Genomic DNA, 17,877 nt, shown 5'->3' with positions numbered 1-17,877 from the left:
TTATAGTTTCCAATAGATAGAAGGATATAACTTTACAATTTATAAAGAAATATTATATAATCTGGTTATGATATTCCTGCGGCGGATGCGGGAGAATTTCGGGTGGAGATACAGAGACAGAATAGTTAAGACAGAAAATATGAGGTGCCAGATGGAAAAGATTCGGAAACATTTTTATTTTTCAGGAAGAGTACAGGGAGTAGGCTTTCGTTACCGCTCCTATTATATTGCACAGTCCATGGGACTGACCGGCTGGGTACGGAATCTCTGGGATGATCGTGTGGAAATGGAAGTACAGGGAACCAGAGAAGAAATCCGGGAGATGGTAGAGCGCCTTTCTCAGCAGAGCTTTGTGGAGATCGAGGGGATTGAAGCAAGGGAAATCCCACTGGAGGAGGAGTTTGGCTTTCATGTGAGAGAATAGTGAAATAGCCGGTTCATTCCAGCTCCAGTGCCAGATACAACAGAACAGCGTCCCGGAATTTTCGGGGATTGAGACCACATTTTTTATAAATGTGGTTTAATTTATATTGAAGAGTATTTTTGTGGAGAAAAAGCTTCTCTGCGGCATCAGCCAGAGACATTTCCAGGGAAAAATAAGTTCACAGAAGGTTCTTTTCATCCGGGGACAGCTGATAACCAAACAGCAGAACAGTTATTTGGCTGCAGAGCTGCGCAGAAAATATCCGCCTGACACGTAAATGAACATTTCACGTTTCCGGTACACGGAATGATAGAACGGAGAGTACGGATATCAGCTTTACATAAAAATCATACAGGAGGAAAATAAAATGAAGGTAGTAACAGCGATCGATTCTTTTAAGGGCAGTATGACATCCATGGAGGCAGGCTTTGCAGCTGCTGAAGGTATCCATCGTGTGGATGCGGACGCAGAAGTTCAGGTAAGACCACTGGCAGACGGTGGAGAGGGAACCGTGGAAGCCCTTGTCGCAGGAATGAACGGAAAAACAGAGCACGTAAAGGTTACGGGGCCTCTTGGCGAGCCGGTGATCTGTGAGTATGGCATCATCGAAAGCACAAAGACTGCAGTGATCGAAATGGCTGGTGCAGCAGGGATCACGCAGGTGCCGGACGAAAAAAGAAATCCTCTTTATACCACAACCTACGGTGTCGGTGAGGTGATCAAGGACGCCATCGAAAAAAGCTGCCGCAGATTTATTGTGGGTATCGGCGGAAGCGCCACCAATGACGGTGGTGTGGGAATGCTTCAGGCACTTGGCTATGCATTTCTGGATAAAAACGGAAAGCAGGTCCTTCCGGGAGCAAGAGGCCTGAAAGACATCACAGAGATCACAGATGCCTATGTGATCCCGGAGCTTGCAGAATGTAAATTTCGTGTTGCCTGCGATGTCACAAATCCTCTTTGCGGAGAGCTTGGATGCAGTTCCATCTACGGACCGCAGAAGGGTGCTACGCCGGAGATGATCCAGGACATGGATCAGTGGCTGGGTGCTTACGCAGAGCTTGCAAAGGAGCGTTTTCCGAAAGCAGATGCAAAGTATCCGGGAACAGGTGCTGCCGGCGGAATGGGATTTGCATTCCTGACCTTTACCGATGCAGTCCTGGAATCCGGGATCAACATCGTGCTGGATGAGACAAAACTTGAGGACTACATCAAAGACGCGGATCTTGTGATCACAGGTGAGGGACGTATGGATGGACAGACAGCCATGGGAAAAGCGCCGGTAGGTGTTGCAAAGCTTGCAAAGAAATATGGCAAAAAAGTGATCGCCTTTGCAGGTGCCGTACAGCGTGACGCAAGAGCCTGCAACGATGCAGGGATCGATGCCTTTTTCCCGATCCTCCGCGGAGTGGTAACTCTGGAGGAGGCCATGAAAAATGAGAATGCAAAGCAGAATCTGGCAGATACTGCAGAGCAGGTTATCAGACTGATGAAATAAATGAAAGACATATAATCCGTAAATTTCAGGATTCCTGCAGAAATACAGAGCGTGAGTGTCTGATCTGCTGTAAGAATAAATTTGGTGAAAGACGCTGAGAAGACATTGGATGATAATACAAAAAAGACAGGCAACCTCAGAAGCCTGTCTTTTTTGTGGTTTATAATTTGTAAAAATAAGGGAGCTGTAACCGGATTAAATCAATTTATGGGGATTTCAGTCTTATCCTTCGATCGGCTCAAAATCCACAGCGCCATGCTTGCACAGCGGGCAGATGATATCTTCCGGAAGTTCATCGCCTTCATAGATGTATCCGCAGACTTTGCATACCCAGCCTTTTTTGCCTTCGGTCTGTGGCTTTGGCTTTACATGTTTCTGGTAGTAGGTGTAAGTCATGGTATCCTGATCGCTCATGACACGGGCCTCTGTGACGCTGCAGATGAACATTCCGTGAGTGCCGAGATCCACATAGTTTTCTACCTTCAGGGACATGAAAGCATTGATATATTTGTCCAGGAATACCAGGCCGTTGTCGGAGTGGTTTACTTTCTGTCCGGCAAATTTATCGGTGCTTCTGCCGGACTGGAAGCCGAACTGCTCAAAAACAGAGAACGGAGCATCTGTGGACAGGCAGTTTACGTTCATGATACCGGTCTGCTGGATCACGTGGTGAGAGTAGTTTGCCTTGTTGATGTTGACAGCCACGCGATATGGGTTGTCGGTAAGCTGTGTAACGGTATTGACGATCAGACCGTTGTCCTTTTTGCCATCGTTGGAGGTTACCACATAGAGGCCGTAACCGATGCGGAACAGAGCAGTCATATCATTCTTGTTGGCAAGATCATCGCTTTTTGCAATGTATTCCTGGCAGAGCTCATCAGCCATAGCTTCCATCTGCCTGCGGTTTTCTTCGTTTACTGCAGACATGATCTTAACTGTGGTATTCAGCCAGCTGATCTTTTTGCATTTGGAAAGCATTTCTTTCATAACCTTCGCTGCCAGCGGTGCCCAGGTTCCGTTTTCAATCAGTCCTACCGTGCGGTTCTGGAAGTTGTGCTCTGTCAGTCGGGTAATAAAGTCGTTCATAAACGGATAGATGCCTGCATTATATGTGGTGGTTGCGAGAACCAGCTTGGAGTAACGGAAAGCATCGCTCAGTGCCTGGGACATATCGTCTCTTGCAAGATCATAGACAACAACGTTTGGACATCCTTTGCTGCGGAATTTATCGGCCAGCTGCTGAACGGCCATTTTTGTATGACCGTATACAGAAGTGTAGGCGATCACGATTCCGTCATCCTCCGGTGTGTAGGAAGACCAGGTATCATAGAGGCTAATATAATGTCCAAGATCTTCAGTAAGAACCGGTCCGTGGAGCGGGCAGATGGTCTGGATATCCAGAGCTGCGGCTGCTTTCAGAAGGTTCTGCACCTGCACACCATATTTTCCAACGATGCCGATATAGTATCTTCTTGCCTCATCGTCCCATGGTTCCTCTGCATCCAGGGCACCGAATTTTCCGAAGCCGTCTGCGGAAAAAAGAACCTTTTCTGTGCTGTCATAAGTGACCATAACCTCCGGCCAGTGAACCATCGGTGCAAATACAAAAGTCAGATCGTGTTTTCCAAGGGAAAGGGTTCCGCCGTTATCTACGATGATCTGATGACCTTCCAGATCCAGGTCAAAGAAGTTCTGCATCATGGCGAAGGCTTTTTTGTTGGAAACAACGATGGTGTCCGGATAAGCCTTCAGGAAGTTTGCGATGTTGGCTGCGTGATCCGGTTCCATATGCTGTACGATCAGATAATCCGGTTTCCGGTCACCCAGAACTTTCTGGATATTATCAAGCCATTCGTGAGTAAAATTTGCATCTACCGTATCCATAACCGCAATTTTTTCGTCCAGGATCACATAGGAGTTGTAGGACATGCCGTTCGGCACTTTGTACTGGCCCTCAAAAAGGTCAACCTGATGATCATTAACGCCTACATATTTGATGGTATCTGTGATTTTCATGAGCGATTCCTCTTTTCTTTCTATGGTGGATTTATTTATATGCTTCAGTGATTTGTTTGTTTCTTAACTTTGATAAAAATATAACAGAAATTGATGGCAAAAACTGTTGCAAATACAACAAAACAGGAAAAATTTCCAGACTTTACATTTTTTTCGTGCTGGTATAAAATCAGAAACATGCAGCAAAATAAAATGCGGATAGTTGCTTTGAGAGTCCTCTTACATAGTCTTGTATACAAAGAGGAAAGTACAGATATGCGGAAGAGTATTTTGCCGGTGGGAGGAAAATTTATGGAGCATATCACTTTATTTACGGATATTTTGCCCGAAGAACAGGAAAGAATGCGTGTCTGCTTTAAAGTCCGGGAGAAAGTTTTTCAGAATGGAGAAACCATCATGGAATATTCCAGCTCCATGAAAAAGATCGGTCTGATCCAGGAGGGAAGAGCAGTTCTCTACTGCTGTGACGAGGATGGAAATGAGTATGTCATCGATGAACTGAATAGGGACAGTGTATTTGGCGAACCGTTTCTGCTTCCGTCAGATTCCCAGCATTATTATGTATGTGCTACTACCGTGACGAAGGTGCTGTTTATTGATTATGAGCATGTGATCAAGCGCTGTGAAAATGCCTGTCATCATCACAGCCAGATGGTCAGTAATCTTCTGCAGATGACAGCCCTCCGTTCCAGGCAGCAGACGGATCGGATATACATGCTTTCACGATCCTCCACCAGAAAGAAGCTGATAGCCTATCTGCATTCTCTGGCTGCGGAAAAAAATGCCGGGAAATTCAAGCTGCCCATGTCCTATACTGCACTGGCCCAGTACTTAAGTGTGGACCGTAGTGCCATGATGCGGGAGATCAAAAATCTTTCGGATGAGGGTGTGATCCAAAGAAATGGACGGAATGTGGAGCTGCTTAAATAGAGGAGAAGATCATCATGAATGTTACAGTAAGAAAATACGAAGAAAAAGATCTTCCGGATCTGATCCGGATATGGAATGAGGTTGTAGAAGACGGTGTGGCTTTTCCACAGGAAGAATGCCTTAACGAAGAGACAGGAAAAGCTTTTTTTTCAGAACAGACCTATACAGCTGCAGCAGTAGATGCGGAAAGCGGAAAAGTTTACGGACTTTACATTCTTCATCCGAATAATATCGGAAGATGCGGTCATATCTGTAACGCCAGCTATGCGGTAAGCAGAGATTCCAGAGGACTTCACATTGGAGAAAAGCTGGTATCCGACTGTCTGACCCGGGGAAAAGAGCATGGTTTTGGTGTCCTGCAGTTTAATGCGGTTGTGTCCTGCAATGTTCCTGCAAGACATCTTTATGAGAGACTTGGATTTACTCAGCTTGGCGTGATCCCGAAGGGGTTCCGTATGAAGGATGGACATTATGAGGATATCTGTCCGTATTATCATGAACTGTAAGAGAATTTTGAAAGGATTTTTAAATGAAAAATCTTCAGATCACTGCATACATGCAGCATTTTATACGGCAGCAGGTCATGCCGGGAGACATCTGTATCGATGCAACAATGGGAAATGGCAATGACACGGCTCTGTTAAGCCAGCTTGCAGGAAAAAGAGGACGGGTTCTGGCTTTTGACATTCAGAAGCAGGCACTGGAACATACGAAGGAGCGACTGAAAAGAGATAACTGTCCGGAAAATTATCAGCTTCTTCTGGAGTCTCATGAGAATATGGATGTTTATGCAGAAGAAGAAACCGTGTCCTGCATCACCTTTAATCTGGGATATCTTCCCGGCGGAGACCATTCGGTGGCGACCAGAGCAGACAGCAGCATAAGAGCGGTGGAAAGCGGACTTAAGCTTCTGAAAAAGGGCGGACTTATGACACTTTGTATTTACAGTGGCGGGGATACAGGATATCAGGAACGGGATGAGATGCTTGCGTTTATCCGTCAGCTGGATCCTCATAAATATCTGGTGATCCTGTCGGAATATGCAAACCGGCCTAATGATCCGCCCATACCGGTGCTGATCATCAAACTGCAATGAATACATAAATCGGTTACTGTCCGAAATACAGGACACAGAGCCTGGAGGGAGCTATCATGAATGATTACATATATTATTATCTGCTTGCAGTCAATATCCTGGCCTTTGTGCTTTTCGGAGTTGACAAGCAGAAAGCCCGTCGTAATAAATGGCGGATCCCGGAGAAGACCTTGATCTTAAGTGCTGTCATCGGTGGCAGCGTCGGGGCGATCCTTGGCATGAGATTTTTTCACCACAAAACCCGAAAAGCCAGATTTGCAATTGGTGTACCGGTGATACTGCTGGTGCAGATTGGTGTGGTGTGCCTGGTACAGTGGGTGATGAAGTAAAACTATGAAGGCAATAACTATAAATGCAATAACCATAAATACAATACCTGTCTGAAAAAAATAAGACAGCTGTCACAGGACAGAGGAGAGACCAATACTCCACGCCTGGGGCAGCTGTTATTTTTTTCATAAAAGGATGCTCAAAAATTCCTTCTTGACAAATACTTTTATGATGATATAATTTGATAATCAAAATATTTTAAGATAAAAGATAATTCAGAGAACAGCAGTACAGATTTATACAGACTGATTTAAGACAGATATCATGGAGAAAAATATGACAGGTAAAATATGTGGAACCGGTTCGTGGGCACCGGACAGAGTGTGGGATAACAACGATCTGGCAAAGATGGTGGAAACCAGTGATCAGTGGATTCGGGAAAGAACCGGTGTGGTACAGAGACATATTGCAAAAGAGGACGAAGATACTGTGACGATGGCAGCGGGGGCAGCATTAAAAGCTCTGGAAGACGCAGAAATGAAGGCAGAAGAAATCGATCTGATCCTTGTGGCAACCATTTCTCCAACAGAGATCATGCCCTGTGTGGCATGTGGGGTGCAGGAGCGGCTCGGAGCGGAAAAGGCTACCTGCTTTGATCTGAACGGCGCCTGCACAGGATCTCTTCTGGCACTGAACACTGCGCAGGCATACCTGGCCCAGGGAATATATAGGAATGCCCTTGTGATCGGAGCGGAAAAACTGTCCGGTTTAACGGACTGGACAGATCGTGGCACCTGCATTCTTTTCGGGGATGGTGCGGGAGCAGTCGTGCTGAGAGCAGAAGAGGGTGGAAGCTATGCACAGGTAACCCATTCCATTGGAAAAAAAGGCGGTGCACTTACCTTACAGAGCAGAAATCAGATCCGTTATGAAAATGATCCGAAGGCAAAGGAAACCTACATACAGATGAACGGAAAGGAAGTGTTCAGCTTTGCCGTGAGCAAGGTACCGGAGGCTGTGAAGGAGCTTCTTTCCCGAGAGCAGGTTTCCTGTGAAGATATCAGTTATTATCTTCTCCACCAGGCAAATGAGCGCATCATCCGTTCTGCAGCAAGGCGGCTGGGCGAAGACATTTCCAAGTTCCCTATGAATATGGACAGATACGGCAATACTTCTTCCGCAAGTCTTCTTATCCTCCTGGATGAGATGAAAAAAAGCGGAAAACTGCAGCGGGGTGACAGAATGGTCCTTGCAGGCTTCGGCGGCGGACTGACGTACGGAGCAAGCCTGATCGAGTATTAAAGCCCCTGTTAATGAATTGTTAAAATAAGGCTACGTAGTGAATGCGGATGTTTTTATCCGCTTGATCCAAATAAACCGCGGATGCTTTTATCCGCTTGATTTAATTTTCCGGAGGTAAAAGATGAAAACAAGAGTTACAGAATTACTTGGTATTGAATATCCCATCATCCAGGGCGGTATGGCCTGGGTGGCAGATCATCACATTGCGGCAGCAGTATCCGAGGCAGGCGGCTTGGGACTGATCGCAGCGGCAAACGCACCGGCAGAGTGGGTGCGTGAGCAGATACGTGAGGCGAAAAAACTGACAGATAAGACTTTTGGTGTAAACATCATGCTGATGAGTCCAAGTGCCGATGAGGTTGCGAAGATCGTAGTAGAAGAAGGGATCAAGGTAGTAACAACCGGTGCCGGAAGCCCGGAAAAATACATGGAAGCATGGAAAGCTGCCGGAGTAAAGGTGATCCCGGTTGTTGCATCTGTAGCTCTTGCAAGAAGAATGGAGCGCTGTGGCGCAGATGCAGTGGTAGCAGAGGGAACCGAGTCCGGCGGACATATCGGTGAGACAACCACTATGGCGCTGGTACCGCAGGTCGTGGATGCAGTAAAGATCCCGGTAATTGCAGCAGGTGGAATTGCAGACGGTCGTGGGATCGCGGCAGCCTTTATGCTGGGTGCAGAAGCCGTACAGATGGGAACCCGATTTGTGGCAACAGAGGAATGTCACGTACATGAGAATTACAAACAATTCCTTCTGAAAGCCAGGGATATCGACACAAGAGTAACCGGCCGTACCACAGGTCATCCGGTCCGTACCTTAAGAAACCCTATGACAAAGGAATATCTGGAGAAAGAAGCTGCAGGTGCATCCTTTGAAGAACTGGAAATGCTGACACTTGGTGGCCTCAGGAAGGCTGTTGTTGACGGCGATGTAAAAACCGGAAGCGTTATGTCCGGACAGATCGCAGGTATGGTAAAGGATGTACCGACCTGTAAGGAGCTGATGGCAAGACTGATCAGAGAGACAAAAGAGACTGTAAAGAAAAACAGTTTTCTTGTGGAGGAATAATAAATGGGAAAAACAGCATTCATCTTTCCGGGCCAGGGTGCACAGAAGGCCGGAATGGGAAAAGATTTTTATGAGAAATACGATACAGCAAAGGATGTTTTCGACTCTGCCGGTGAGTGGCTGGATCTGGATATGAAAGCACTTTGCTTTGAAGAAAATGACAGGCTTGACCTGACTGAATATACACAGGCTGCACTGGTCACTACCTGTCTTGCCATGGAGAAGGTGGTAGAGGAGATGGGACTTCATCCAGATGTAACTGCAGGATTAAGCCTTGGCGAGTACTGCGCTATTGAAGCTGCCGGCGGCATGGAGCTGAAGGATGCTGTTACTACCGTGAGAAAAAGGGGAATCCTTATGGAGCAGGCAGTTCCGGCAGGTAAGGGAAGCATGGCAGCAGTTATGGGAATGGAGACAGAGAAGATCGAGGAAGTGCTTGCAGACATTGCAGATGTAAGCATTGCAAACTACAACTGTCCCGGCCAGATCGTGATCACAGGCCTTGCGGAGGCAGTTGCGGAAGCCTCTGAAAAGCTGAAGGCAGCCGGAGGAAGAAGAGTGATCCCGTTAAATGTCAGCGGACCGTTCCACTCCGCAATGCTTGCCACTGCAGGAAAAGAACTGGGAAAGGTTCTGGAGGGTGTCACACTTCATGAACTTAAAATCCCGTATGTGACAAACGTGACCGCAGAGTATGTGGAAGATCCGGCGGAAACAAAAGCACTTCTGGAAAAACAGATTTCTTCTTCCGTGCGCTGGCAGCAGAGTGTGGAAAATATGATCCGTCAGGGAGTAGATACATTTATTGAGATCGGACCGGGAAGAACCCTTGCCGGATTTATGAGAAAGATCGACAGAAATGTAAAAGTATATAACATCCAGACCGTAGAAGATGCAGAGAAGGTCTGCCAGGAACTAGTATAAATATTGGAAAAAAAGATAAAGAATCAAAAATAAAGCAGGCATAGTGCAGCAGACAGAAATGCCAGGTAACAAATGCGGATCACGGATGACCGCATAACATCAGAAAGGAATTCATATGTCAGAGAAAAAAATCGCAGTTGTAACAGGCGGTGCACGTGGGATCGGGAAAGCCATCGCCCTGGAGCTTGCAAAAGCAGGAAACCTTGTAGTGATCAATTATAACGGCTCAGAAGAAAAAGCCCAGGAAACAAAAGCAGAGATCGAGGCAGCCGGCGGCCAGGCAGATATCCTGCAGTGCAATGTGGCAGATTTTGATGCATGTGAAGCTTTTTTCAAAGCTGTTGCAGAAAAATACGGACGTGTTGATATCCTGGTAAATAATGCCGGAGTTACGAAGGACGGACTTCTCATGAAAATGAGTGAGGAAGATTTTTCCAGAGTTGTTGACATCAATCTGAAAGGAACCTTCAACTGCATCCGTCATGTGTCCAGAATGATGCTGAAGCAGAGAAGCGGCCGGATCATCAGCCTTTCATCGGTGGTAGGCCTTCGTGGAAATGCAGGACAGGCCAATTATGCGGCATCCAAAGCCGGGATCATCGGTCTTACAAAATCCGCTGCAAAGGAGCTGGCATCCAGAGGGATCACGGTCAACGCCATTGCACCGGGATTTATCAAAACAGACATGACGGACGTGCTTTCTGACAAAGTAAAAGAAAATATTGCGGCATCTATCCCCATGGGAAGCATGGGAACAACAGAAGACGTGGCAAAGGCAGCCGCATTTCTGGCATCAGACGGTGCACGTTACATCACAGGACAGGTACTTCGCGTAGACGGCGGAATGGCAATGTAAAGAAGGCTCCCCGGAGTCAGGAGGATAGATTGATGAAAAGACGAGTAGTAGTAACAGGACTTGGAGCAGTAACACCGATCGGAAATGATGTGGAAAGCTTCTGGAACGGAGTAAAAGAAGGAAAGGTGGGGATCGGACCGATCACCCGTTTTGATACGACCGGATACAAGGCAACACTGGCAGCAGAGCTTAAAGATTTTGTGGCAAAGGATCGCATGGATCCGAGAACTGCAAGAAGAATGGAGCCTTTTTCCCAGTATGCGGTAGCAGCTGCACTGGAAGCAGTGGAAAATTCCGGGCTTAAGATGGAAGAGGAAGATCCGTACATGGTAGGCGTTATCATCGGCTCCGGTGTGGGAAGTCTTCAGGCTACCGAGACCAATGAGAAGAAGCTTATGGAAAAAGGTCCTTCAAGAGTGGATCCGCTTCTTGTTCCGAAGATGATCACAAATATGGCAGCCGGAAATGTTTCTATCGCTACCGGCGCAAAAGGAAAATGCACCAACGTGGTAACGGCATGTGCGACAGGAACACATTGTATCGGAGATGCTTTCCGTGCCATTCAGTATGGTGATGCAGATGTAATGCTTGCCGGTGGTACAGAGGGAGCTGTCTGCCCTATCGGTATCGCAGGCTTTGCAAGCCTTACTGCACTGAGCACAAGTGAGGATCCGCTGCGTGCATCCATTCCGTTTGATAAAGACAGAGGCGGTTTTGTTATGGGCGAGGGTGCAGGTGTGGTTGTTCTGGAAGAGCTTGAGCATGCCAAAAAGAGAAATGCCAATATCCTGGCAGAGGTTGTGGGATACGGTGCAACTGCAGATGCTTTCCATATCACATCTCCGGCCGAGGACGGAAGCGGCGCCGCACGTGCTATGGAAAATGCCATGAAGGAAGCAGGTGTTGCACCGGCGCAGGTAGATTATATCAATGCACACGGAACCGGAACACATCACAATGACCTGTTTGAAACAAGAGCTATCAAGCTTGCGTTTAAGGACGCTGCCAAGGATGTAAAGATCAATTCCACAAAATCCATGGTGGGCCATCTTCTTGGCGCAGCAGGAGCTGTTGAGTTTATCGTATGCGTAAAATCCATTCTGGACGGATTTATCCATCAGACAGTGGGAACAACAGAAACAGAGGAGGAGCTTGATCTGAACTATATGATCGGCGCTCCGGCAAAACAGGAAGTTCGTTATGCAATGAGCAATTCCCTTGGATTTGGAGGACACAACGGAACATTGCTTGTAAAGAAGTATGAGGAGGACTGAAGCTATGGAATTTAACCAGATTCTTGAACTGATCGATCACGTATCTGCATCAGAGCTTACTGCCTTTACATATGAGACAGCAGATCTGACCTTAAGTATGGAGCATGGAAAGCCACAGATCATCCAGGGGGTTATGGGAGAAACTGTGGAAAACATTCCGGCAGTAGGAATGACCGGTGGAAAAGTCCGCAGGGCAGTGAATACAGCACCGGTGGCGGGCAAAGATCCTGTGGTACCGGCTTCAACAGATGAAATGGCAGTGACAGTGACAGGAAAAACTGTGGCAGAAGCACAGGGAGTGAAAGGTACTGAGCAGTCGGAAACCGTACCACAGAGCGGGGAAGATCAGACAGGCAGCCTGGTAACATCTCCGCTGGTAGGAACCTTCTATGCTGCACCGTCCCAGGATCTTCCGCCTTACGTTCAGGTGGGAGACAAGGTAAAAAAAGGACAGGTTCTTGCAATCGTGGAAGCTATGAAGCTGATGAATGAGATCGAAAGTGATTTTGACGGCGAGATCGCAGAGATCTATGTGGAGAACGGACAGCCGGTAGAATACGGTCAGAAGCTTTTCCGTATCCGATAAGTACCTTCAGATCAGAATCAGAGAATAAGAAAAATTATTGTTTCAGGAGGATAGAGAATGAAGCATCTTGATGTAAAACAGATCGAGGAGATCATTCCACACAGACATCCGTTTCTGCTTGTGGACTATATTGAAGATTATGAGCCGGGTGAATTTGCTGTCGGATATAAATGTGTGACCTTCCGCGAGGATTTTTTTCGGGGACATTTTCCCCAGGAGCCGGTAATGCCGGGTGTTCTGATGGTAGAAGCGCTGGCACAGGTGGGTGCGGTAGCCATTCTTTCCCTGGAGGACATGAAGGGAAAAACCGCTTATTTCGGAGGTATCAACAAGTGTAAATTCCGCAGAAAGGTAGCTCCGGGAGACAAGCTCCGTCTTGAGACAAAGATCATCCGCAGAAAGGGTCCTGTAGGCATTGGTTCTGCAGTGGCATCTGTGGATGGCGAGGTTGCCGTAGAGGCTGAGCTTACATTTATGATCGGGTAAGGTGATTGTATGATTCGAAAGTTACTGATCGCCAACAGAGGCGAGATCGCGGTGCGTATTATCCGTGCCTGCAGAGAAATGGGAATTGCCACAGTGGCGGTTTATTCTGAGGCAGATGAGGAAAGCCTTCACACACAGCTGGCGGACGAAGCAATCTGTATCGGACCGGGACCATCTGCACAGAGCTATCTGAATATGGAACAGATCATCAGTGCAACCATGGTTTCCGGTGCGGATGCCATTCATCCGGGATTTGGCTTTCTTTCTGAAAATGCCAGATTTGCGGAGCTCTGTGAAAAATGCGGGATCACATTTGTGGGTCCGCCATCAAAGGTCATCCGTATGCTGGGCAACAAAAAAATTGCAAGAAGCACCATGATCGCAGCTGGTGTTCCGGTAGTTCCGGGCAGCGAAGGGGATGTGGAGGATATTGAAACCGGTCTTAAGGAAGCTGAGAGAATCGGTTATCCGGTGATCATCAAGGCAGCTCTTGGCGGCGGCGGAAAAGGCATGCGTGTGGCAAACACACCGGAGGAATTTCCGGAAGCCTATGCAACCGCCAGAAAAGAGTCTGAGATCGCTTTTGGCGACGGTACCATGTATATTGAACATTTCGTGGTAAATCCGAGACATATTGAGTTTCAGATCCTTGCAGACAGCTTCGGAAATGTGATCCATCTGGGAGAGCGTGACTGCTCCATCCAGAGAAATCATCAGAAGATGATCGAGGAATCTCCAAGTGCTGCAGTTTCTCCGGAATTAAGAGAAAAAATGGGTCATGCGGCGGTGACGGCGGCGAAAGCAGCCGGTTATGTAAATGCGGGAACGATCGAATTTCTTCTGGAACCGGATGGAAAATTCTGGTTTATGGAAATGAATACAAGGATCCAGGTGGAGCATCCGGTGACAGAGTGGGTAACAGGTATCGATCTTGTAAAGGAGCAGCTGAAGATCGCTTCCGGAATGCCTCTTGAGATCGCTCAGGAGGATGTCCGGATCCAGGGACACGCCATTGAGTGCAGGATCAATGCTGAAAATCCCCAGAAAAATTTCCGCCCTTCGCCGGGAACTATCCAGGGAGCGCATTTTCCGGGAGGAAACGGGATCCGTGTGGATACCTGTGTGTATAACGGCTGTAAGATCCCGCCATATTATGATTCCATGCTTGCGAAGCTGATCGTTCATGCAGGTAACCGGAAAGACGCCATTGCAAAAATGCAGAGTGCTCTTGGTGAGGTGATCATTGACGGAATCGATACAAATATTGACTATCAGTACGAAATCCTGAAAGATGAGGATTATCAGTCCGGAAATTTTGACACTGGCTTTCTTGCCAGCCATATCATTGCGGGAGTGAAGATCAATGAGAATTAAGCACATGTTCAAAAAAACAGTCAGGGATATCCGGGGTGAGGAACAGGAAAACACTCCGGAGGTGCCGGATAACCTGATGCGTAAATGCAACGCCTGCAAAGCGGCGGTTTTTGTAGACGAGGTAAAGCAGAATCAATACATCTGTCCCCACTGCGGAAATTATTTCCATGTACCCGCTTACCGTCGGATCAAACTGATCGCAGATAGAAAGAGTTTTGTGGAGTGGGATGCTCACATGGAAGAACAGAATCCCCTTCAGTACAGAGGCTACGAAGAAAAGCTTCAGGGGCTTCGTGAAAAGACAGGGCTTGATGAGGCTGTAGTTACCGGAAAGTGTACTATAAAAGGGACACCTGTGGCACTTGGTGTCTGTGACTGTCGTTTCATGATGTCCAGTATGGGAGAAGTCGTGGGGGAAAAGATCACGCGGGCTTTTGAACGTGCCACAGAGGAGAAGCTGCCGGTAATCCTCTATATCTGTTCCGGCGGTGCCAGAATGCAGGAGGGCCTGGTTTCCCTGATGCAGATGGCAAAAACCAGTATGGCCATCCGGAAGCACAGCGATGCCGGACTTCTTTATGTGCCGGTCCTCACAGACCCGACAACAGGCGGCGTGACGGCAAGCTTTGCTATGCTGGGAGATATTATCCTGGCAGAGCCGAAAGCGCTGATCGGTTTTGCAGGTCCCAGAGTGATCGAACAGACCATCGGGCAAAAGCTTCCCAAAGGCTTCCAGAGAGCGGAATTTCTTCTGGAACATGGCTTTGTGGACAAGATCGTAAAGCGTGAGGAGCAGAGGATCGTATTGGCGGATATTCTGAGATTACATCAGAACAAAGTCCCAAATAATGTACAGTCCGATAATACGGACATTAAAAATGGGTTCAAGTCTGACAATCAGGAATCGATGAAAACTGTTGAGGAAGATAATAGGATCTGGCCGGACTTCGTTCCATCCGGAGATTTCACTCCTTGGGAACATGTCCAGCTTGCCAGAGCCAAAACACGCCCTACAGGAAAGGATTACATCGAAGCGCTTTTTGACGATTTCATGGAATTTCACGGGGACCGTCACTGCGGGGATGATCCGGCAGTGATCGGTGGTGTGGCATTTTTCCACGGACAGCCGGTAACTGTCCTTGTACAGGAAAAAGGAGAGGGTACAAAGGAAAACATTACCCGGAATTTCGGAATGGTATCTCCGGAGGGGTACTGGAAATCCCTGCGCCTGATGCAGCAGGCAGAGAAATTTCACCGTCCGGTGATCTGCCTTGTAGATACGCCAGGTGCATTCTGCGGGCTGGAAGCAGAGGAACGTGGACAGGGTGAAGCCATTGCAAAAAATCTCTATACACTGGCAGGTCTCACAGTGCCGGTGCTTTCCGTTGTGATCGGTGAAGGCGGAAGCGGAGGTGCCCTTGCCTTGGCGGTGGCAGATGAGGTATGGATGCTGGAGCATTCCGTTTATTCCATCCTGTCCCCGGAGGGCTTTGCCTCCATTCTCTGGAAAGACAGCAAAAAGGCAAAGGAAGCAGCAGCAGTGATGAAGCTCACAGCTGCAGACCTTTACCAGATGGGGATGATTGAGCATGTGATTCCGGAAGCAGAGCCTGTAAGCCGTGAGAACATAAATGATATTGCAGGTTATCTGGAAAACGGAATTGCGGATTTTCTTGAGAAATATGGCGAAGAAGAGCCGGAGAAGCTTCTGGAACATCGCTATGAACGTTTCAGGAAAATGTAGAAGTAATAAGTGCAGTGATTTTGTAGCCCGCAAAGTAAAAATCCAGTGGAAAAAATGCCATATTTATGTTACGATGGCTTCATAAACAGAGAACCGGAGAAGCTTTTTTGCTCCGGAGAAACAGGAGCGGGTAGAGTGGACAATCGGGAAGTTATAAATGACGTGCTGGTGAATCTGTTCAATGAGATCCTCCGACTGGAGGAGGAAGCCATCATCACAGATAAATATAAAGATATTTCCAACAATGATATGCACATTATCGAGGCTGTAGGCCTTGGAGGGGGGAACATGTCCTCCATTGCAGCCAAGCTTAAGATCACCGTAGGCTCCCTCACAACATCTATGAACAGTCTTGTAAAAAAAGGCTATGTGAAGAGAGAGCGAAGTGAGAAGGACCGGCGTGTGGTATTTATCCAGCTTACAAATAAGGGACGTATGGCATATCATCATCATGCGGAGTTTCATAGGCAGATGACAGAAGCGGTGATCGCAGAGCTGAATGAGAATGAGACAGAAGTGCTGGTAAAAGCACTGGACGGACTGCGTAAATTTTTCAGACAGTATCACGAACAATGAAGAAATGTATAATAAAAGCATCCGGATCGGTAATAAAGGACAATTACCGATCCGGATGCTTTTTGCATAACAGGCATTTTCGACACGGACATTTATTGAAAATGATATTAAATGTCGCCTTTGTTTTTGTGATACGAGAGTTTATTCGTCCCAGCCATCCTGGAAGCGGATATTTACAGAGATATTGCGGACAACGTCTCCTTCCTGAAGCTCCAGATCGCTCTCATCGGAAACCGGAGGAAGCTTTCCCTCAAATTCCATAAGCTCTGTGTAGATCCAGTCGTATGCAGCTGCATTGGCATTTTCGATGGCATCATCCAGCGTGTCACCGTTGGCTTCACAGCAGGCAAGATCCGGAAAAAAAGCATTGTATTTTTTGTCCTCTGTGGGACGGAAAACTGCGGGATATATAAATTTCATAGGTAAGATTCCTTTCTTTTTTAAAATGAAGTGATCCGTGTAATACCACGAATATGGATAGTTTTACCTGACCTAGTACAGCGAATATTAAGTAACCGCCATATTGACTTGTCTGATTTTTCATCTGCTGCGTTGTCGTCAATCGTCGTAGCCACCGCTACGCCTCATTCCTCCGCCTTGCAGATGAAGAAATCATCCTGCGTCAATATGGCAGAAACTTAATTTTCGCTGTACTAGTAAGTATATACTAATTTCAGAATGAGGGCAAGCGAGTTCATGATCCAATGAAAGATCTAAATAAGAACAGCAGAGTTTTTGGGATGCTATAATCAGAAAATTGTCGTATATAAGTAAAAATGATAGATATATAAAACTTTTTATCCTTGTATGTAGGAAATATAGATGCTATACTGTGTAATACAGAGTATGAACGGGGGTTCGAAAGACCTGACGGGAGGCACAGCTATGATTTATACAGCTTTGACGAAAAAAGCTATGAAGGTGGCATACGAGGCACATCATGGACAGACAGATCGAAGCGGGACACCTTATATCTTTCATCCATTTCATGTAGCGGAGCAAATGGATGATGAACTCAGTGTATGTACGGCACTTCTGCACGATGTGATAGAAGATACAGAGATCACATTTGAGGATCTTACCGGAGAATTTCCGGAAGAGGTTGTGGAGGCATTACGTTGTCTTACAAGAGATAAGAATATGAATTATTTCGATTATATCCGGAAGCTTCGGAAGAATCCGATCGCAAAAAAAGTGAAGCAGGCTGATCTGCTCCACAATTCTGATGTAACACGTCTTTCTGACTGCGAAAATATGTCTACTGAACAGATATCACGGCTGCATGGAAGATATAAACGGGCTTTGGAGATACTTCATGATGCCAGGTGATATTATTTTCGCACAAGTCATTTATTGACTTTTATTCAGTTTTTTCATGCGCATGATCCACACAAAATATCCGTGACCTCAGATATTATTGTGGATCTTCTTAGTGGAAGTATGGATTTCTTGCAT

General features: G+C 46.9%; 20 protein-coding genes. 17 read left to right on the top strand and 3 right to left on the bottom strand.

The features are described from left to right. The first annotated feature begins 151 nt into the window (after positions 1–151). The gene (locus EAI83_RS08890) at positions 152–424 is read left to right on the top strand and encodes an acylphosphatase (RefSeq protein ID WP_015525529.1); all 273 of its coding nucleotides are present in this window, start codon (positions 152–154) and stop codon (positions 422–424) included. Positions 425–437: 13 nt separating this feature from the next. Here the strand turns inward: EAI83_RS08890 and EAI83_RS17850 are convergent, their stop codons facing one another. Continuing rightward, positions 438–590 carry a helix-turn-helix domain-containing protein gene (locus tag EAI83_RS17850; RefSeq protein WP_255363779.1) on the bottom strand — a complete coding sequence of 51 codons (153 nt, stop codon included), beginning with the start codon at positions 588–590 and terminating at the stop codon, positions 438–440. Positions 591–791: 201 nt separating this feature from the next. On the opposite strand from EAI83_RS17850, the gene EAI83_RS08880 reads away from it, so the two are divergent. Continuing rightward, positions 792–1,922 carry a glycerate kinase family protein gene (locus EAI83_RS08880; protein ID WP_110102717.1) on the top strand — a complete coding sequence of 377 codons (1,131 nt, stop codon included), beginning with the start codon at positions 792–794 and terminating at the stop codon, positions 1,920–1,922. Between the two features lie 222 nt (positions 1,923–2,144). Here the strand turns inward: EAI83_RS08880 and EAI83_RS08875 are convergent, their stop codons facing one another. Beyond that, positions 2,145–3,938, bottom strand: a complete 1,794-nt coding sequence (locus EAI83_RS08875) for a flavin reductase (RefSeq protein WP_118368505.1) — start codon at positions 3,936–3,938, stop codon at positions 2,145–2,147. Positions 3,939–4,229: 291 nt separating this feature from the next. On the opposite strand from EAI83_RS08875, the gene EAI83_RS08870 reads away from it, so the two are divergent. The 14 genes from EAI83_RS08870 (at position 4,230) to EAI83_RS08805 (ending at position 16,422) form a co-directional block, all read left to right on the top strand. Then, positions 4,230–4,868: a Crp/Fnr family transcriptional regulator gene (locus EAI83_RS08870; RefSeq protein ID WP_173722343.1), complete on the top strand. Its 639-nt coding sequence runs from the start codon at positions 4,230–4,232 to the stop codon at positions 4,866–4,868. 14 nt (positions 4,869–4,882) lie between these two features. Next, entirely contained in the window at positions 4,883–5,374 is a 492-nt protein-coding gene (locus EAI83_RS08865) for a GNAT family N-acetyltransferase (protein WP_118368503.1), read from the top strand. Positions 5,375–5,397: 23 nt separating this feature from the next. Then, complete coding sequence (locus EAI83_RS08860; protein ID WP_021652773.1) at positions 5,398–5,964, top strand: class I SAM-dependent methyltransferase; 567 nt, start codon at positions 5,398–5,400, stop codon at positions 5,962–5,964. A 56-nt stretch (positions 5,965–6,020) separates the two neighbouring features. Continuing rightward, positions 6,021–6,293, top strand: coding sequence for a DUF1294 domain-containing protein (locus tag EAI83_RS08855; RefSeq protein WP_015525536.1), 273 nt, complete (start codon positions 6,021–6,023; stop codon positions 6,291–6,293). A gap of 277 nt (positions 6,294–6,570) precedes the next feature. Next, the gene (locus EAI83_RS08850; protein ID WP_015525537.1) at positions 6,571–7,536 is read left to right on the top strand and encodes a beta-ketoacyl-ACP synthase III; all 966 of its coding nucleotides are present in this window, start codon (positions 6,571–6,573) and stop codon (positions 7,534–7,536) included. Positions 7,537–7,657: 121 nt separating this feature from the next. Continuing rightward, the gene (fabK, locus tag EAI83_RS08845; RefSeq protein ID WP_015525538.1) at positions 7,658–8,602 is read left to right on the top strand and encodes an enoyl-[acyl-carrier-protein] reductase FabK; all 945 of its coding nucleotides are present in this window, start codon (positions 7,658–7,660) and stop codon (positions 8,600–8,602) included. Positions 8,603–8,605: 3 nt separating this feature from the next. Continuing rightward, positions 8,606–9,526: an ACP S-malonyltransferase gene (gene fabD, locus EAI83_RS08840; protein ID WP_092071748.1), complete on the top strand. Its 921-nt coding sequence runs from the start codon at positions 8,606–8,608 to the stop codon at positions 9,524–9,526. Positions 9,527–9,641: 115 nt separating this feature from the next. Next, positions 9,642–10,382 carry a 3-oxoacyl-[acyl-carrier-protein] reductase gene (gene fabG, locus EAI83_RS08835; protein ID WP_129975127.1) on the top strand — a complete coding sequence of 247 codons (741 nt, stop codon included), beginning with the start codon at positions 9,642–9,644 and terminating at the stop codon, positions 10,380–10,382. Positions 10,383–10,414: 32 nt separating this feature from the next. Further along, positions 10,415–11,656, top strand: a complete 1,242-nt coding sequence (fabF, locus tag EAI83_RS08830) for a beta-ketoacyl-ACP synthase II (RefSeq protein ID WP_015525541.1) — start codon at positions 10,415–10,417, stop codon at positions 11,654–11,656. Between the two features lie 4 nt (positions 11,657–11,660). Continuing rightward, the gene (gene accB / locus EAI83_RS08825) at positions 11,661–12,242 is read left to right on the top strand and encodes an acetyl-CoA carboxylase biotin carboxyl carrier protein (protein ID WP_110925794.1); all 582 of its coding nucleotides are present in this window, start codon (positions 11,661–11,663) and stop codon (positions 12,240–12,242) included. A gap of 57 nt (positions 12,243–12,299) precedes the next feature. After that, positions 12,300–12,728 (top strand): 3-hydroxyacyl-ACP dehydratase FabZ, encoded by a 429-nt coding sequence (gene fabZ / locus EAI83_RS08820; RefSeq protein ID WP_015525544.1) that lies wholly within the window; start codon positions 12,300–12,302, stop codon positions 12,726–12,728. 9 nt (positions 12,729–12,737) lie between these two features. Beyond that, positions 12,738–14,102 carry an acetyl-CoA carboxylase biotin carboxylase subunit gene (locus EAI83_RS08815; protein WP_129975125.1) on the top strand — a complete coding sequence of 455 codons (1,365 nt, stop codon included), beginning with the start codon at positions 12,738–12,740 and terminating at the stop codon, positions 14,100–14,102. Continuing rightward, positions 14,092–15,846, top strand: coding sequence for an acetyl-CoA carboxylase carboxyltransferase subunit alpha (locus tag EAI83_RS08810; RefSeq protein ID WP_129975123.1), 1,755 nt, complete (start codon positions 14,092–14,094; stop codon positions 15,844–15,846). The genes EAI83_RS08815 and EAI83_RS08810 overlap by 11 nt, the downstream gene beginning before the upstream one ends. Before the next feature lie 135 nt (positions 15,847–15,981). Then, positions 15,982–16,422, top strand: a complete 441-nt coding sequence (locus tag EAI83_RS08805; protein ID WP_022427168.1) for a MarR family winged helix-turn-helix transcriptional regulator — start codon at positions 15,982–15,984, stop codon at positions 16,420–16,422. Positions 16,423–16,563: 141 nt separating this feature from the next. On the opposite strand, the gene EAI83_RS08800 is transcribed toward EAI83_RS08805, so the two are convergent. Then, the gene (locus EAI83_RS08800; protein WP_015525547.1) at positions 16,564–16,842 is read right to left on the bottom strand and encodes a type II toxin-antitoxin system HicB family antitoxin; all 279 of its coding nucleotides are present in this window, start codon (positions 16,840–16,842) and stop codon (positions 16,564–16,566) included. Between the two features lie 465 nt (positions 16,843–17,307). On the opposite strand from EAI83_RS08800, the gene EAI83_RS08795 reads away from it, so the two are divergent. Continuing rightward, complete coding sequence (locus EAI83_RS08795) at positions 17,308–17,751, top strand: HD domain-containing protein (protein ID WP_022427167.1); 444 nt, start codon at positions 17,308–17,310, stop codon at positions 17,749–17,751. Positions 17,752–17,877 lie beyond the last annotated feature (126 nt).

The organism is Blautia sp. aa_0143, from assembly GCF_004167315.1.
In the GTDB taxonomy this organism is placed as follows: domain Bacteria; phylum Bacillota; class Clostridia; order Lachnospirales; family Lachnospiraceae; genus Blautia_A; species Blautia_A fusiformis.
This window is presented reverse-complemented; position numbering and strand designations above follow the sequence as displayed.

Excerpts from the sequence above, each read along its gene's own strand:
- fabD (WP_092071748.1), top strand. The coding sequence starts at position 8,606 with ATGGGAAAAACAGCATTCATCTTTCCGGGCCAGGGTGCACAGAAGGCC.
- EAI83_RS08860 (WP_021652773.1), top strand. The coding sequence starts at position 5,398 with ATGAAAAATCTTCAGATCACTGCATACATGCAGCATTTTATACGGCAG.
- fabK (WP_015525538.1), top strand. The coding sequence starts at position 7,658 with ATGAAAACAAGAGTTACAGAATTACTTGGTATTGAATATCCCATCATC.
- EAI83_RS08880 (WP_110102717.1), top strand. The coding sequence starts at position 792 with ATGAAGGTAGTAACAGCGATCGATTCTTTTAAGGGCAGTATGACATCC.
- EAI83_RS08800 (WP_015525547.1), bottom strand. The coding sequence starts at position 16,842 with ATGAAATTTATATATCCCGCAGTTTTCCGTCCCACAGAGGACAAAAAA.
- EAI83_RS08875 (WP_118368505.1), bottom strand. The coding sequence starts at position 3,938 with ATGAAAATCACAGATACCATCAAATATGTAGGCGTTAATGATCATCAG.
- EAI83_RS08890 (WP_015525529.1), top strand. The coding sequence starts at position 152 with ATGGAAAAGATTCGGAAACATTTTTATTTTTCAGGAAGAGTACAGGGA.
- EAI83_RS08865 (WP_118368503.1), top strand. The coding sequence starts at position 4,883 with ATGAATGTTACAGTAAGAAAATACGAAGAAAAAGATCTTCCGGATCTG.
- fabF (WP_015525541.1), top strand. The coding sequence starts at position 10,415 with ATGAAAAGACGAGTAGTAGTAACAGGACTTGGAGCAGTAACACCGATC.
- fabZ (WP_015525544.1), top strand. The coding sequence starts at position 12,300 with ATGAAGCATCTTGATGTAAAACAGATCGAGGAGATCATTCCACACAGA.
- fabG (WP_129975127.1), top strand. The coding sequence starts at position 9,642 with ATGTCAGAGAAAAAAATCGCAGTTGTAACAGGCGGTGCACGTGGGATC.
- EAI83_RS08850 (WP_015525537.1), top strand. The coding sequence starts at position 6,571 with ATGACAGGTAAAATATGTGGAACCGGTTCGTGGGCACCGGACAGAGTG.
- EAI83_RS08855 (WP_015525536.1), top strand. The coding sequence starts at position 6,021 with ATGAATGATTACATATATTATTATCTGCTTGCAGTCAATATCCTGGCC.
- EAI83_RS08870 (WP_173722343.1), top strand. The coding sequence starts at position 4,230 with ATGGAGCATATCACTTTATTTACGGATATTTTGCCCGAAGAACAGGAA.
- EAI83_RS08795 (WP_022427167.1), top strand. The coding sequence starts at position 17,308 with ATGATTTATACAGCTTTGACGAAAAAAGCTATGAAGGTGGCATACGAG.
- EAI83_RS08815 (WP_129975125.1), top strand. The coding sequence starts at position 12,738 with ATGATTCGAAAGTTACTGATCGCCAACAGAGGCGAGATCGCGGTGCGT.
- EAI83_RS08810 (WP_129975123.1), top strand. The coding sequence starts at position 14,092 with ATGAGAATTAAGCACATGTTCAAAAAAACAGTCAGGGATATCCGGGGT.
- accB (WP_110925794.1), top strand. The coding sequence starts at position 11,661 with ATGGAATTTAACCAGATTCTTGAACTGATCGATCACGTATCTGCATCA.